Annotated in this window: 14 protein-coding genes; 5 read left to right on the forward strand and 9 right to left on the reverse strand. The window is 69.8% G+C overall.

Features of this window, described 5'->3' with window-relative positions; translation table 11 throughout:
* The first annotated feature begins 105 nt into the window (after positions 1-105).
* The 3 genes from OH802_RS19955 (at position 106) to OH802_RS19965 (ending at position 4,245) form a co-directional block, all read left to right on the forward strand.
* Positions 106-780: a hypothetical protein gene (locus tag OH802_RS19955; RefSeq protein ID WP_406021358.1), complete on the forward strand. Its 675-nt coding sequence runs from the start codon at positions 106-108 to the stop codon at positions 778-780.
* Positions 777-2,153, forward strand: a complete 1,377-nt coding sequence (locus tag OH802_RS19960) for a glutamate decarboxylase (protein ID WP_406021360.1) — start codon at positions 777-779, stop codon at positions 2,151-2,153. The genes OH802_RS19955 and OH802_RS19960 overlap by 4 nt, the downstream gene beginning before the upstream one ends.
* Positions 2,154-2,250: 97 nt before the next feature.
* Entirely contained in the window at positions 2,251-4,245 is a 1,995-nt protein-coding gene (locus OH802_RS19965) for a HelD family protein (protein ID WP_406021362.1), read from the forward strand.
* A 15-nt stretch (positions 4,246-4,260) separates the two neighbouring features.
* On the opposite strand, the gene OH802_RS19970 is transcribed toward OH802_RS19965, so the two are convergent.
* The 9 genes from OH802_RS19970 to OH802_RS20010 all read right to left on the reverse strand — a co-directional run bounded on the left by OH802_RS19970 (position 4,261) and on the right by OH802_RS20010 (position 13,652).
* Positions 4,261-4,770, reverse strand: a complete 510-nt coding sequence (locus OH802_RS19970) for a flavin reductase family protein (RefSeq protein WP_355017292.1) — start codon at positions 4,768-4,770, stop codon at positions 4,261-4,263.
* 10 nt (positions 4,771-4,780) lie between these two features.
* Positions 4,781-5,506 (reverse strand): alpha/beta hydrolase, encoded by a 726-nt coding sequence (locus OH802_RS19975; RefSeq protein WP_406021364.1) that lies wholly within the window; start codon positions 5,504-5,506, stop codon positions 4,781-4,783.
* 12 nt (positions 5,507-5,518) lie between these two features.
* Positions 5,519-6,643 (reverse strand): LLM class flavin-dependent oxidoreductase, encoded by a 1,125-nt coding sequence (locus OH802_RS19980; protein WP_406021366.1) that lies wholly within the window; start codon positions 6,641-6,643, stop codon positions 5,519-5,521.
* Between the two features lie 67 nt (positions 6,644-6,710).
* Positions 6,711-7,712, reverse strand: coding sequence for an ABC transporter ATP-binding protein (locus tag OH802_RS19985; RefSeq protein WP_406021368.1), 1,002 nt, complete (start codon positions 7,710-7,712; stop codon positions 6,711-6,713).
* Entirely contained in the window at positions 7,709-8,758 is a 1,050-nt protein-coding gene (locus OH802_RS19990; protein WP_406021370.1) for an ABC transporter ATP-binding protein, read from the reverse strand. Before OH802_RS19990 ends, OH802_RS19985 begins: the two co-directional genes overlap by 4 nt.
* Complete coding sequence (locus OH802_RS19995; protein ID WP_406021372.1) at positions 8,745-9,614, reverse strand: ABC transporter permease; 870 nt, start codon at positions 9,612-9,614, stop codon at positions 8,745-8,747. Before OH802_RS19995 ends, OH802_RS19990 begins: the two co-directional genes overlap by 14 nt.
* Entirely contained in the window at positions 9,611-10,666 is a 1,056-nt protein-coding gene (locus tag OH802_RS20000) for an ABC transporter permease (protein WP_406021374.1), read from the reverse strand. The genes OH802_RS19995 and OH802_RS20000 overlap by 4 nt, the downstream gene beginning before the upstream one ends.
* Positions 10,663-12,231: an ABC transporter substrate-binding protein gene (locus tag OH802_RS20005; RefSeq protein WP_406021376.1), complete on the reverse strand. Its 1,569-nt coding sequence runs from the start codon at positions 12,229-12,231 to the stop codon at positions 10,663-10,665. Before OH802_RS20005 ends, OH802_RS20000 begins: the two co-directional genes overlap by 4 nt.
* Before the next feature lie 74 nt (positions 12,232-12,305).
* Positions 12,306-13,652, reverse strand: coding sequence for an LLM class flavin-dependent oxidoreductase (locus OH802_RS20010; RefSeq protein WP_406021378.1), 1,347 nt, complete (start codon positions 13,650-13,652; stop codon positions 12,306-12,308).
* A 167-nt stretch (positions 13,653-13,819) separates the two neighbouring features.
* On the opposite strand from OH802_RS20010, the gene OH802_RS20015 reads away from it, so the two are divergent.
* Both OH802_RS20015 and OH802_RS20020 read left to right on the forward strand, forming a co-directional pair.
* Positions 13,820-14,716, forward strand: coding sequence for a LysR family transcriptional regulator (locus tag OH802_RS20015; protein WP_406021379.1), 897 nt, complete (start codon positions 13,820-13,822; stop codon positions 14,714-14,716).
* A complete protein-coding gene (locus OH802_RS20020) occupies positions 14,716-15,240 on the forward strand; it encodes a cupin domain-containing protein (protein ID WP_406021381.1) in 525 nt (174 codons plus the stop codon). Before OH802_RS20015 ends, OH802_RS20020 begins: the two co-directional genes overlap by 1 nt.
* Positions 15,241-15,475: the final 235 nt, after the last annotated feature.

Consider the following 15,475-nt stretch of genomic DNA (forward strand, 5'->3'; position numbering starts at 1 on the left):
TTCCGGCAGCCGGTGCAGTTGGATTTCACCCGGACCGGATGAGGACGCCACGACCTGGCCCGTCGAGGATGACGGTGCCTAGGAAGAGGGAGGGTGGCCGCCGCCATGGACCAGGTACTGACGCGTCGGTCGACCCGGCTCAACCGCGTCGCCGCCGTCGCCTTCGTTCTCGGTGGCTCGTTGTTCGCCCTGGGGGCGGCTTTCGCCCAGCTCGGCGTGACCAGCCTGCCCACCGTCAACATCACGTACCTGGTCGGGGGCTGCTTCTTCTCGCTCGGCGGCTACGTCTCGATCCTGCTCGCCGACAACGCCGACACCGATGAACGCATGCGCCCGCGGGGCCTCCGGTCGCGCCCGCGCAGCTGGCTGAGCGCGTTCGTGCTGTTCGTGGGGACCCTGTTCTTCGCCGTCAGCCTGATCGCCGCCTTCGCCGCCGGCCTGACGCCCCGTCAGTCCGACGGGTGGATCTGGTTGCCCGACATGACCGGCTGTGTCTGCTTCCTGGTCTCCGGTCACCTGGCGATGCTCGACGTGGGCGCGGGGCACGTTCGGGTGCTGACCCACCTGGTCGGCTGGTGGGTCGTCGCGGTCAACCAGGTCGGGTCGGTCCTCTTCTTCCTCGCCGGCATCGCCGCCTTCACCCGCCCGGCGACCTCGAGCGCGATCGATACCGGGCTCGTCAACTGGGGGACGTTCGCCGGAGCAGCGTGCTTCGCGGTCGGCGGGGTCATCCAGGCATTCGACACACCCACTACGACAAGAACGGTGGTTCAGCAATGACACGACTCAGCGACACAGAGGCCGAAGGGCTCTACGGCAACCGGTTCCTGACCGAGGCCGCCCCGTCGACCGTCTTCCCCGAGACCGGAATGCGCCCCGTCGAGGCGATGCGCCTGATCGGCGAGGACCTGGTCATGGAAGGTGACCCGCAACGCAACCTCGCGACGTTCGTGACCACGTGGATGGAGCCGGAGGCGCAGCGGATCATCGCCGAGAACCTGCACCGCAACTTCATCGACCACGCGGAGTACCCGATCTCCGCCGAGATCGAGCAGCGCTGCGTACGGATGCTCGCCGACCTCTACCACGCCCCCGGCGAGACGACCGGCTGTCGCACTCAGGGCTCGTCCGAGGCGATCATGCTCGGCGCCCTGTCCTTGAAGTGGAAGTGGAAGCAGCGCCGGCAGGCCGCGAACGCCTCGGTCGACCGGCCGAACCTGGTGTTCGGCGGCGACGTCCACGTCGTGTGGGAGAAGTTCTGCCGGTACTTCGACGTCGAGCCGCGGATCGTCCCGCTCGAGGAGAAGAGGTACACCATCGGCCCCGATGACGTGGCGCCCCACCTCGACGAGAACACCATCGGCGTGGTCGCCGTCCTGGGCACGACGTTCACCGGACACATGGACGACGTCGTCGGGATCAACCAGCTGCTGCTCGACGTCAAGAACGACAAGGGCCTGGACATCCCGCTGCACGTCGACGCGGCCAGCGGTGGCTTCGTGTGGCCGTTCCTCTACCCCGACTCCCCCTGGGACTTCCGCCTCGAGCAGGTCCGCTCGATCAACGTCTCCGGACACAAGTACGGGCTGGTCTACCCCGGGATCGGCTGGCTGGTGTTCCGCGAGAAGTCCGACCTCGCCGAGGAGCTGGTGTTCTACGAGAACTACCTCGGCAAGACCGACGCGACCTTCACCCTGAACTTCTCGACGGGTGCGGCGATGGTGCTGGCGCAGTACTACAACTTCGTCCGGCTGGGTCGCGACGGCTACACGTACGTGATGAAGCAGATGCAGCAGAACGCCAAGGCGCTGGCGAAGAACCTCCGCGACAGCGGCCGGTTCGAGGTGATCGGCGACGACCTCGAGCAACTCCCGCTCGTCGCGTTCCGGCTCACCGGTGACCGCACGACGTACGACGAGTCCGACATCGCCTGGCAGCTCTCGGCCGAGCGCGGCTGGATGGTCCCGGCGTACACGCTGCCGCCCAACGCGGAGAACGTGAAGATCATGCGCGCGCTGGTCAAGGAGACGATGAGTCGCGAGCAGGTCGAGCGGCTCACCCGCGACCTCGCCGACGCCTGCGCGACGCTGGACGAGAAGGGCGGCGCCCATCCGTCCGAGCGGGCGCAGGTCAAGCGAGGGACCGGGTACTGAAACTCGGTCAGAGGCCACGGATCCGGCAAAAGATCAACGTTGTCTTTACCCAGGCCGCCGCTCATAGTTGACCCCCGGAAACGGAAGGCGGGGGTACGTGGGCGAGCAGGGCAGGGTCGGTCAGGTCGAGGAGGAGCAGCGGTCGGTCGACGCGATGTACGCGCTTCTCCACGCCGAGGTGAGCGCGAGACGGGCAGCACAGGATCGGGCGGTCGCGGCGCCTGTCGATGGGCCTAGTGAGCGGTATGCCAGGGATCTCGAGGTCGCGCAGCTGACCGAGAGCATCCGGCAGCTGCAGGCCGCGGAGCACTCGCTGTGCTTCGGGCGGATCGACCGCTCCGATCAGGGCGAGTCGCTGCACATCGGTCGGATCGGGCTGCGCACAGAGGCCGGCAACCCGCTGCTGATCGACTGGCGGGCCGAGGCCGCGCGCCCGTTCTACGCGGCGACGATGGCCGCACCGATGGGCGTACGCAGGCGCCGGCACCTACGGCTCGACGGGCGCGAGGTCGTCGACGTCAACGACGAGATCCTCGACGGTACGTCGCCGACGGCCGTGGACCTCGTCGGAGACAGCCCGCTGGTCGCCGCGCTGAGCACGGCACGGACCGGACGTATGCACGAGGCCGCGGCGACGCTTCAGGCCGAGCAGGACGAGATCGTACGGTCTCCCCATCGCGGGGTGATGGTCGTCGACGGCGGTCCCGGCACCGGCAAGACCATCGTCGCCCTGCACCGCGCGGCCTACGTGCTGTACGCCTTCGCGTCGATCGCCGACCAAGGTGTGCTCGTCTTCGGGCCGAACCGGCGGTTCCTCACCTACATCTCCGAGGTGCTGCCCTCGCTCGGCGAGAACGACGTACGGCTCGCGACCATGTCTGATCTGGTGGGCGTCGAGGCGACGCGGACCGAGCCGGACCACGTCGCGCGGATCAAGGGGCGCGCGGCGCTGGCCGATGCCCTCGCCCGATCGGTGCGGGACCACCAGCCCCACGGCGTACCGCTGGAGCTGAAGACCACCCATGACACGGTGAGACTCGACCCGGCCGTGGTCGACGCCGCCCGGCGCCAGGCGCTGCAGGGCGACATCGGGCACAACCGCGCTCGTGAGCTCTTCATCGAGTACGTCGTCGACGACCTGGTCAACGAGCTGGAGCGGCGTACCGCGAAGGAGGTCTCCGACTTCGAGGAGGAGCTGGAAGCGCACCTGGGCATCGATCTCGACCGCTTCACGGGCAACGATCCCTCCACGGATGATCTGGACATCGACTGGGACAGCATCCGCGAGGATCTCCTCGGCGACCCGTCCATCGATCGAGCGATCACCAGGATCTGGCCCCGACTCGCCGCCGACGATCTCGTCCGCGACCTGCTGAACGAACTCGGCGTCGGCCCCAGCGACGGGTGGAGCGACGCAGACCTCGCCCTCCTGGACGAGGCCCGCGCCCTCGTCGACGGGGCCCCGGAGAGCAGCTACGGCCACATCGTGGTGGACGAGGCCCAGCAGCTCACCGAGATGCAGTGGCGCGCGCTGATGCGCCGCTGCCCGAGCCGGTCGATGACGGTCGTCGGCGATCTCGCCCAGGCGGGCCCTTCGACCACCCTTCGGACCTGGGACGAGGCCCTGAAGCCATTCGTCGGCGAGCGGTTCGCTCACCACAGACTGACGGTCAACTACCGTACGACGACCGAGATCCTGCTTGCCACCGAACCGCTGCTGGCCGAGATCGCCCCGGATCAGCAGCTCTCCAGATCCATCCGGCACGGAGAGCAGCCACGCATCCTCGACGTGACCGAGGAGAGCCTCCGCTCCACGCTGAGCACCCTGATCACCGAGATCGCCGACGAGCACCCGGGCGACCTGATCGGAGTCATCGCCACCACCGAGCGCTCGCTCGCCATGGAGGCCGATGTGGACGGGGCCGGCGCCACCATCGTCGCCGCGCCCGAGGCTCGTGGGCTGGAGTTCGACACCGTGATCATCATCGACCCTGCGGGCGTACGAACCGCCGGTGACGCCGGTCCGCGCGACCTCTACGTCGCTCAGACGCGCGCGACCAAACGCCTCCTCAGCCTGCAGCTGCACTCTTGATCGTGAAGCGGCGGCTCACGCCGTGTCGGCGAGCCTCCCGAAACCGCTGCGGTGGAAGATCAGCGGGCTGCCGGCGTCGGGGTGAGCCACCGCGTGCAGTCGAAGCAGCACGATGATGTGGTCACCCGCCTCGACCTCGCGGTAGATCGTGCAGTCGAAGAGGGCCAGCCCGTCATCGAGTGCGACGGCGCCATCCTCGGTCACGGTGTACGCCGCGCCGTCGAAGCGATGCTCGACAGGTCCCGCCAGCCGGCGGCAGGCGTCGCCCTGGTGCTCGGCCAGCACGGTGACGCCCAGATGCGAGGCCCGGCGTAGGTCGGGCCAAGTCTTCGATGTCGCGGCGACCGAGAACGAGACCAGCGGTGGATCGAGGCTCACGCTCGTGAAGGAGGAGGCAGCCAGGCCGGTCGGCCGACCATCCACCTGCGCGGCCACGGCGACCACCCCGGTCGGGAAGATGCCGAACGCCTTGCGCAGGGCAGCGGGGTCGAGGTCCTGGTTGGTGGGCAGGGGCGAGACGGTCATCGGAAGTCTCCTACGCCTTGTAGACGATGGCAGGGAGGTCGCTGCCGAGCTTGAGCGACTCGAGGAAGGTGACGATCGTGGCCGCGACGGAGCGGTGCGAGAGGTCGTTGAGGATGTCGTGGCGCCCACCGGCGACGAGCCGGCGGTGGACGGCGGGGGCCTCCGCGTACGTCTTGATCACCTGCTCGGCGGGAGTGACCGGGTCGGCGTCGCCGTGCACGACCAGCACAGGTTTCTCGGGGACCGGGAGGCTCAGGTCGGACCACTCGCCGGGAAGGTTCGCGCTCAACGCTCCCCTGCCGAAGCCGTCGTCCTCCCCGATCACTTTGCGGTGGACCGGGCAGGCGCTGCGGGCCTCGACCTCGTCCTCCCAGCCGTCGATGGTGGCCGAGTCAGGCAGCGCGATCCCGGCGATGACGGCGGCGTCCGCGGTGACGTCGTTGATCACGGCCGCGGCCAGGGTGGCTCCCGCATCGCTGCCGACCAGCACCTTGGGCGCCGGCAGGGACGCGTCGGCCAGGTGTCCTTCGATCTCGGCGCGTGCCGCGCCCAGGTCGCGCAGGTCGGTCTCGACGAGCCGCACCTTGTAGGCGTCGGCGGAGAGTCGTCTGCCGAAGCGCTGGTAGGTCGCCGCGGTCTCCCCGCGTCCGGTCAGGACGATCAGGGTGCCGCGCGGGGTGCCCCCGGGCGGCTCGTCCCATGCGGTGGGGATGGTGGTCTCGGTGACGATGGTCATGTGTTGCTCCTGTCAGATCGCGACGCGGGTCCGGGCGGCGCGGTGGGCGAGCTCCTGGCGGACCAGCGGGAGCAGGTCGCGGCCGTAGTCGATGGCGTCCTGGAGCGGGTCGTAGCCACGGATGAGCACGGTGTTCACGCCGATCTCGACATAGTCGAGGATCGCGGCGGCCACGGTCTCCGGTGACCCGACCAGGGCGGTGGAGTTGCCGCCTCCACCGACGGCCTTGGTGGTCGGAGTCCACAGGCAGCGGTCGTGGAGGTCACCGGTCTCCGCGACCGCGAGCAGCCGCTGCGAGCCGGCGTTCTCCGGGGCGGCCCCCTGCGGATGCAGCTTGTTGACCTTCTGCTTGAACTGGGCGCCGATCTCGCCGTTGACCGTGTCCAGGATGCTGTGGGCGCGCTCCCAGGCCGCCTCATCGGTCTTGCCGAGGATCGGCCGGAAGGAGACCGAGACCCTGGGGCGCTGCGTACGTCCGGCCCCGGCGGCCTTCTCGGTGATGGTGGCGATCTGCTCGCCGGTCTGCTTCAACGGCTCACCCCAGAGCATGTACGTGTCCGCGTGCTTGGCCCCGACCCCGTACGCCGCCGGGGAGCTGCCGCCGAAGAAGAGCTCCAGGTGGCGCTCCGCGTAGGGGAAGACCTGGGGCGTGAATCCCTCGAAGCGGTAGTAGGTGCCCTCGAAGTTCCGCGGGCCCTTGGTGTCCCATGCGGCCCGGAGGATCTGGAGGTACTCGTCGGTGCGGGCGTACCTCTCGTCGTGGGGGACGAAGTCGCCCTCGCGTCGCTGCTCGATGTCGCTGCTGCCGGTGACGATGTTGAGCGCGACCCGGCCGTTGGAGAACTGGTCGAGCGTGGTGAAGGTCCGCGAGGCCAGGGTCGGGTGCACGACTCCGGGCCGGTGGGCGATCAGCAGGCCGAGCCGCTCGGTGCGGGCGGCGGCGTACGCGGCCACCTGGGTTCCCTCGGACCAGCCGGAGCCGTAGCCGATCAGGACGCGGTCGAAGCCGCCGTCCTCGTGTGCCTGGGCGAAGCGGGCGGTGTAGTCGGGGTCGATGACGGTGCCGTCGGACGGACGGATCTCGGAGGCGTCGGCGGTGCCGATCATGCCGAGGATCTCGACGTTGTCGTAGGTCATGCTCGGTCCTTTCGTCTGCCGGCGGAGTGCCGGAAGGTCGCTGACGGTGAGTTGGTGGTAGGACGGCTCAAGCCGGTTCCCTGGCGAGCCAGGTGGCGGCGACGTGGCAGGCGGCGCTCCGCTCGGCGGCACCCGGCAGCGGCAGGGTGGACGGCTGCTGCCGGCAGGCGTCGTGGGCGAACCGGCACCGGGTGGCGAACACGCAGGCCCCGGGTCCGTCGGGGAAGGGATCGGCGTCCGGCGCGGGCCGGATGTCGGCCGGACGGAGCCGGTCCTCGTGACCGACCGAGGGCGCGGAGGCGGTGAGGAGCCCGGTGTAGGGATGCGCCGGGCGGGTCAGGACCTCCTCGACGGGGCCGGTCTCGACGAGCCGGCTGCGGTAGAAGACAGCGATCCGGTCGGCGATCCCGGCCAGGGAGGACAGGTCGTGGGCGATGATCACGACGGCGAGGCCGAGCTCACGGCGTAGCCGGTCCAGCAGGCTGAGGACGAGGTTGCGGTTGGAGACGTCCAGGGCGCTGACCGGTTCGTCGCAGAAGAGCAGCTTGGGGCGGGTGACGATGGCGCGGGCCAGCGCGATGCGCTGCCGCTGACCGCCGGAGAGCTGGCGCGGGAGCCGGTCGCCGATGGCAGCGGGGTCGAGGCCGACTAGCCCGATGGCCTCCTCGACCCGGGCGCGCTGCTTGCTCCGGGGTACGCCACCCACGGCCAGCGGCTCCGAGACGATCTGGTTGACGGTCAGGTCGGGGTCGAGGGAGCGCAGCGGGTCCTGGAAGAGGAGCTGGACCTGGCCGCTGCGACGGAACCGGCGCTGCGCGGCCCCCGTCAACCCGCCGATGTCGGCCCCGTCGAAGACGATCGACCCGGTTGCCGGCGCGACGAGGCCGACGGTGGCGCGGGCGAGGGTCGTCTTGCCCGATCCGGTCTCGCCGACGATGCCGAGGATCTCGCCGGTGCGGACCTCGAGGCTGACGTCTCGCAGTGCGGCACCGGTGCCGAGGTGCGTGCCCTGGCGCGGAGGCGCGTAGGTGACCGAGAGGTCGGTGATGCTCAGCAGCGGCGTACTCATGCGGAGGCCTCGATTCGATCCGGGATGGGAGAGGCGTCGGTGACCAGCTCGTCCAGACGTACGCAGCGAGCACTGCGCCCGGGCCCGATCTCGGTCAGGGGCACCGGAGCCCCGAGGCACGCCTGGGCCGCGTACCGGCAGCGCGGGGCGAACCGGCAACCCGGCATCCGCTCCCCCGCTGCCGGCGGCTGGCCGGGGATGATCTCGAGGGTGCGACGGGACCAGTCGCCGATGGTGGCCACCGAGAGCAGGGCCCGGGTGTAGGGATGGCGAGGGTCGGTGAGCACCTGCTCGGTCGGACCCGACTCGACGATCTCCCCGCCGTACATCACCAGGATCCGGTCACAGGTCTCGGCGACGACCGCGAGGTCGTGGGTGACCAGCAGCAGGGAGAGCTCGTGGTCGCGGCGAAGCCGGGCGATGAGCTCGAGGATCTCGGCCTGGATGACGGCGTCGAGGGCGGTGGTGGCCTCGTCGGCGATGAGCAGCTCGGGATCGCAGGCGACGGCGATGGCGATCAGCACGCGCTGGAGCATCCCGCCCGAGAGCTGGTGGGGGTAGTGGTGGAAGACGCCCGCGGGGTCGTGGAGGCCAACCTCGCCGAAGAGCTCGACGGCACGTGCGCGGGCCTCGGTCCTTCCGAGTCCGCCGCGGACACGGAGCTGCTCGACGAGCTGGCGGCCGACGCTGATGCTGGGGTTGAGATAGGAGCCGGGGTCCTGGAAGACGGCGCCGATGCGGGTGCCGCGGACGCGGTCCCAGGTGGGGCGTGCGGCGCCGGTGAGGTGGACGGCGGCGGCTCCCTCGCCGAGGGTGATGGTGCCGGCGTCGACCTCACCGGTCTCGGGCAGCAGCCCGAGGACGGCGCGGCAGGTGAGGGTCTTGCCGCTGCCGGACTCGCCGACCAGGCCGACGGCCTCGCCGCGGCGGATCTGGAAGGAGACGCCCTTCACGGCGACGAGGTGGTCGCCGACGCTGACCTGCAGGTCCTCGACGGTGAGGGTGCGGGGGCTGGTGGCGTACGTGTCGAACTCAGACTGCGACATCGACGGTCTCCTTCCGCGAACGTGCCCGGGACGGGCGGCGGCGCTGGGTGCCGGCGTCACGGATGCCGTCGGCCAGGATGTTGAGGGAGCCGACGGTCGCCATCATCAGGAGCGCCGGGAAGATCGGTGCCCAGCTCTGCTGGGCGAGGTAGCCGAGGTCGGCCGAGAGCATCCCGCCCCAGGTCGGGGCCGGCGGCTGGACGCCGATCCCGAGGAACGAGAGCGAAGCCACGACCAGCAGGCTGGCGCCGGTGGCATGCGCGGCGGCGACGGCGACGTTGGGAAGCACCTTGCTCCAGATGTGCTTGCGCAGCGTCCACCACTGGCTCGCACCCATCAGCTCGGCGGCCTCGACGTACTGCGTCCGGCGAAGGCCGAGGGCCACCGCCCGGGTGACCCGGAAGAAGATCGGGCTGATCAGGACGCCGACCGCGACCATCGCCTGCTGCAGCCCGTTGCCGATGGTGCCGGCCACGGCGATGGCGAAGACGGTGAACGGCAGGATCATCAGGGTGTCGGCGATCCGCAGCGAGACCCACTCCCCGACCCTGCCCATCCAGGCCGAGGCCAGCCCTGACGGGACGCCGAGCACAGCCGCGATCGCGACCGCCTCCAGGGCGCCGACCACCGAGAGCCGGGTGCCGGCCATGAGCCGCGACAAGACGTCGCGTCCGACATAGTCGGTGCCGAGCAGGTGCTTCCCGGACGGGGCCTGGAGCACCTCGTCACTGAACTGCCGCAGCGGGTCGTACGGCGCCAGGGCGCCGCCGAAGACGACCAGGAAGGCGATCACGGTCAGGACCGCGAAGGCGAACCGGCTGGCGGGCTGGGCCCACAGGGCCTTGAGCGTTCTCATCGCCTCCCGCCCTTCGTGCCGCGGGCGGCCGGGTCGAGCGCGGCCTGGGCGACGTTGACCACCAGGCTGGCGATGACCACGACGACTGCGGTGACCAGCAGGGTGCCGAGGACCACGGGTACGTCCCCCTTCTCCGAGGACTGCAGGGCGAGCTGGGCGATGCCGGGCAGGCCGAAGAGTTTCTCGGTCATGACGGCACCGCCGATGACGAGCGGGATCGCCAGGCCGATGACGGCCAGCGTGGGGGCCGCGGCGTTGCGCAGGACGTGACCGAACAGGACCCGCCGGCGACCGAAGCCGCGCATCTGGGCGCCGATCGCATAGTTCTCCCGCAGCGCCCCGACCAGCGAGGTGCGCAGCTGCCGGGCGATCGAGGCCGCCACGTCGAGGCTGAGCGCGAGGGAGGGCAGGATCGCGAAGCGGAGCCACTCGGCCGGGTTCTCCCCGATCGGTACGTAGCCGCCGGCGGGAAGCAGCTTGACCTTGACCGCGAACACCACGATCAGCGCCATCCCGATCACGAACGGCGGCAGCGTGCCGAGCAGGGAGCAGACGACGGTGACCGCTCGGTCGACGACTCCCCCGTTGCTCAGCGCCGCGCCGATCCCGGCCGCCCCGCCGATCAGGATCGCCAGCACGATGGCGAGCAGGGCGATCGAGAGGTCGACCGGCAGGGCCTGGGCGATGCTGTCGGCGACCGGGACGGTCGTGAACCAGGAGACCCCGAGGTCGCCCTGCAGCGCTGAGCCGAGCCAGTCGGCGTACTGGACCACGAGCGGGCGGTCGAGACCGAACTGGTGGTCGAGCCGGGCGATGTCGGCCTCGGTCGCGGTCTCGCCGAGCACCGCCGCGGCCGGGTTGGTCTTCGCCATCGCCCCGAGCGCGAAGGTGATGACCGAGGCCAGCAGCAGCACGGCTGCGGTGATCGCGACCAGGTTGAGGATGCGGCGGACCCAGCCGCCGACCGCGCCGGCGGTCGGTCGTGCCGCTGCTGCGTCCGAATGCGAGTCGGCGTACGCGGCGTTGGAGGAGGCGGCTTGGGCCACGCTCACGAGGTCGTCACCCCCTCGAAGCGCTGCAGGCTCGGCGAGGCGGGCAGCGCGGAGGCGTTCTTGCGGGCGATGATCCGCGGCGCGTTGTAGAGGAAAGTGTTGGGGAAGCTGGTGATCGCGATCTTCGTCGCCTCCTGCAGGACCGAGGGGTAGGCGGGGTCGTCGGTCGGGGTGGCCCGGACCTTCTTGAGCTGCGCCTCCAGGTCGGGGTTCGTGGCCCGGTTCGGGTTCATCAGGCCCTCCTTGCCGAAGAGGACCTGGAAGGCCTGCACCGGCGACTCGCGGCCGGCGAAACCGTCGTAGGTGAGCGCCTGGGAGTGCTCGATGTAGACGAGCTGGGTGTGCTGGGTCTGAGGGATCGACTTGATCGTGAGCTCGATCCCGATCTCCTTGAGCTGGGCCTGGATCAGCTCGACGGCGGCCGCGGCCTGGCCGCTGCTGGTGAACTCGCCCTTGACCGGGCCGGTGTGGCCGGCGTCCGCGAGGACCTGCTTCGCCTTCTCCGGGTCGTACTCGTAGACGCCCTCGAGCTCGGGGTTGTAGCCGACGTACCCCTTGGGGAAGGGCTGGTAGTTGACCTCGCCGATGTCGAAGTTGGCGACCTTCTTGATCTTCTCCCGGTCGATGCCGAGCTTGAGCGCCTCGACGACCGCGGGGTCGTCGAAGGGCTTCTTCCCGGCGTGTACGTCGAGGCAGGAGACGAACATCGAGTCGAGGATCTGGACCTCGAGGCCGGCCTGCCTGGCCTGTTCGACCTGGGCGCCGGAGATGCGGGCGACGTTGTACTGGCCGGACTGGACCGAGGCGACCGCGGTGGCCGGATCGGGCTGGGGGTAGAGATGGAACTCGTCGACCTCGATCTCGTCGGCGAGCTGGAAGTGGGCGTTCTTCACCAGCTCCGCGTGGTCGTTCTGGACGTACGTGGTCAGGCTGAACGGCCCCGAGCCGGCCGGCTTCGTGGCCAGGGAAGCGGCGTCCTTCTCGAAGGCGGCCGGGTTGACGACCATGCCCGTCTTGCCCGCGAACAGGGCCGGGATCTGGTAGTCGACCTCGGCCAGGTCGAGCACGACGTCGAGGTCGCCGGAGGCGGTCACCTTGGTGATCCCGACCATCTGGGGCGCGATCAGGGAGCCGTCGGTGGTCCGGCCGCGCTCGATGGACTTGACCACCGCCGCGGCGTCCAGTGGGGTGTCGTCGCTGAACCTCAACCCCTTCTTCAGGGTGAAGGTCACCTGGGTCCCCTGGGAGTTGTACGTCCACTTCTCGGCCAGCCACGGCACCGGGTTGCCCTTCTCGTCGAGGCCGGTGATGGCCTCGTAGACGAGCGCCAGCATCTGGACGTCGGAGCCGGCCGAGGAGGTAACCGGGTCCCAGGTGGTGGGCAGCTGCCAGGCCCAGGTGATCCGTCCACCGGACGTACTGGCGCCGGTTTCGGAGCCGCAGGCCTCCAGGGCGAACACGGCCGCGGCGCCGAGGGTGAGGCCGAGCAGGCTGCGCCGGCTCAGGGTCGGCGTGGATGACGTGGTCGAGAGCTTGCGCGTGGGAGCGGGTGCCTTGTTGGCCATGGGAGTGATCGGTCTTCCTGTGTCGTCTCTGGCGGTGAGGTGGGTGTGGGGTCGGCGCCCGAGCGCTCTGGAGGTCAGCTCGTCGCGGTGCGGCGAGCGAGGGTGTAGCGGTTCTCCGGGACCGGAAGGCCGAGGTTTCCGCGCAGGGTGGTGGCCTCGTACTCGCGGCGGAAGACGCCGCGCTCGGTCAGGATCGGGATGACCTCCTCCACGATCCGCTTGAAGTTGGCCGGGTGATCGACGCCGATGTTGAAGCCGTCGCAGGCACGCGCCTCCCACCACTCCTGCAGCTTGGTGGCGACGGTCTCGGGGCTGCCGACGAACTCCGACTTGCGAAAGACCCGGGTGGCCTCCACGGTCTGGCGCAGCGTCCAGCCGTTCTCGACCGCACGCTGAGTGACCTTCTGGGCCTGGGTGAAGAAGGACCGCTCGCCGTGCTCGAGCGCCTCGGCCGGGAACGGTGCGTCGAGGTCGTACTGGCGGAAGTCGTGCCAGCCGAAGGGGCGGCCGAACTCGGCGAGGGCCTCCGCGAAGCCGTGGTCGCGCTCATGGTCGGCGGCCTCGATCTCACGAGCCTCCTCGTCGGTGTCGCCGACCACGACCTTCACCCCCGGCATGATCACGAGCTCGTCCGGGTCGCGGCCGAAGCGGCGGGCGCGGGTCTTGATGTCGTCGTAGAACGCCTGGCCGCTGCCGATGTCGGGAGCATGGGTGAAGATCCCCTCCCCTACGGACGCACCGAGGTCGCGGCCCTGGTCGGAGTCGCCGGCCTGGAAGATGACCGGATGTCCCTGCGGGCTGCGCTGCAGGTTGAGCGGGCCGGCGACCTTGAAGTAGGTGCCCTCGTGGTTCAGCGCGTGCTGCTTGTCGGGGTCGAGGAACCGGGCGGTCTCACGGTCGCGTACGAACGCGTCGTCCTCGTAGGAGTCCCACAAGGCCCGGGCGAGCTCGACGTACTCCTGGGCGCGGCCGTAGCGGGTGTCGTAGTCGTAGTGCTCATCGAGCCCGTAGTTGGTCGCGGTACCGGCGTCACCGGTGGTGACCACATTCCACCCGGCGCGACCGTGGCTGATCAGGTCGAGGGAGGCGAAGCGGCGTACCAGGTTGAACGGGCTGTTGAAGCTCGTGGTCGCGGTGCCGACCAGACCTAGATGCTTCGTGTGGGTGGCCACCGCGGAGAGCAGGGTGAGCGGTTCGAGACGGTTGAGGTAGTGCGGCGGGCTGTGCGGGGTGATGAACTGGCTGTCCACGACGAACATCAGGTCGAAGCGGCCCTGCTCGGCGAGCTTGGCCGTCTGGATGAACCAGTAGATGTCCACGCTCGCGTCGCCCGGGATCTCCGGGTCGAGCCAGAGCCGGTGCTGGCCCGGACCGCCGGTGCCGTACGGAACGGCGCCCAGCTTGATCGTGCGTCGGGACATGCTGCCTCCGTGGTGGTCAGCCGCGGCCGGTTGTCAGCCCGCGGTGGCCCTCTTCCCAGAGAGCCTTATGTCTATGAGTTTGATAGACAAATGCCACCGGGTCCAACGACGTTCCACGATGCTGAACCATCACGAACGCTCATCAATTGTGTATTACTCTGATCGACATGAGTCAGAATCTGGATATCGCCCCTCTGCGCAGCCTCGTCGCCGTCGCAGACTTCGGCGGCTTCCAGCGGGCCGCCACCGCGCTGCACCTGACACAGAGCGCCGTCAGCCAGCACGTACGCCGCCTGGAGTCCGCGATCGGACGCACGCTGGTCGAGCGGCAAGGTCGTGGGTCCCGGTTCACCGCGGACGGGGCGGTGCTCCTGACGCAGGCGCGCCGGATCATCGCGTTGCATGATGAGACCGTGGCGAAGTTCCGTCCCTCCCCCGCCGACACCCCGGTCACGGTCACCATCGGGTCGACCGAGCACGCCGCCGCGCAGCTGTTGCCCAACGTGTCCAGAGCGCTGGCACAGTCGGTGCCGAAGCGCGACTTCCGATTCCGGATCGACCGCGGCAACAAGCTGCGCGAGGGCCTCAGCACCGGTGGCGTCGACCTGGCCCTGCTGATCCAGCAGGCCGACGATCCCCGGGCCCTCTATGTCGGAGACCTGACCCTCACCTGGTTCGCCTCCCACTCCTGGCGTCGCCCGGCGTCGACCGGCCCCGTGCCCGTCGTCGCCTTCGACGAACCGTGCGCGCTTCGTAGCCGGGCGCTGGAGACGCTCGCCGATCACTCGATCCCGGCAACCATCGGTGCCGAGGCCATCCAGCTGGCCGGTGTTCAGGCAGCTGTCGGCGCCGGCCTCGGCGTCGCACTCATGGCCACCCTCGGCGAGACTCCTGAAGGCCTGGTCCGGGTGCCCGACCTACCGACACCCGACCCGCTGCCGCTCTACGTCTGTACCCGACCCGGCCTGCCCAAGGAGACGGCCGCCCAGGTGGCCGCGGTCCTGCGACCACTGCTCGCCCTGCCGGGCAACGACCCCGTCCTCACCTTGGCCAAAGGAGCCTGATGTCCGCCGTTCACGTACCCGCCGGGTCCTCCGAGGGGGACTACATCCGTACTCCTAGCGGTGTCCTCGTTCCCGCCGAGATCGACGCCTTCCATCGGCATCTCCACCACGTGGCTCCCTCCGGTCTGGTCGACCAGACCGGGCAGACCTCCGGGATGCGACGACTCGAGGCGGTCAGCGGCAAGACCGTCGGCGCGAAGAACCTGTGGATGGGCCAGACCCATGTCCCCGCCTCGACCGCCTCTGCCAACCACCACCACGGCGCCTCCGAGACCGCGATCTACGTCGTCTCCGGCAACCCGGTCTTCGTCTTCCTCGACACCGAGGGAGACGAGCCCGTCGAGACCCGCGTGGAGACCGGCCCCGGCGACTACGTCTTCGTGCCACCGTGGGTCCCCCACCGCGAGGAGAACCCCGACACCGACACCGAGGCCGTCGTCGTGATCGCCCGCACCACGCAGGAGGCGATCGTCGTCAATCTCGACGGCCTCGACTGGTCCGAGGTCCGTCTGCGCAACGATTGATGGACGAACGTACGCTTCTTGCCGCGCTCAGGTGGAGGCCAGGAGGTCCTGGGCGGAGCCGGTGGACATCAGTCGAGGGGATATCAACGTCGTCGGTCTCGGCGGTCGTCTCGGCGGTCCTCGCGGCGATCACCCCGCCGGCGTACACCGTGGGTGACGACGGCGGCGGTACCTACGACAGCGGCCGTTCTGGCAACTGGTGCGGGGCCGATGACTCCCCGTCGTGCCCTGCGTC

Source organism: Nocardioides sp. NBC_00850 (assembly GCF_045207335.1).
GTDB lineage: Bacteria > Actinomycetota > Actinomycetes > Propionibacteriales > Nocardioidaceae > Nocardioides.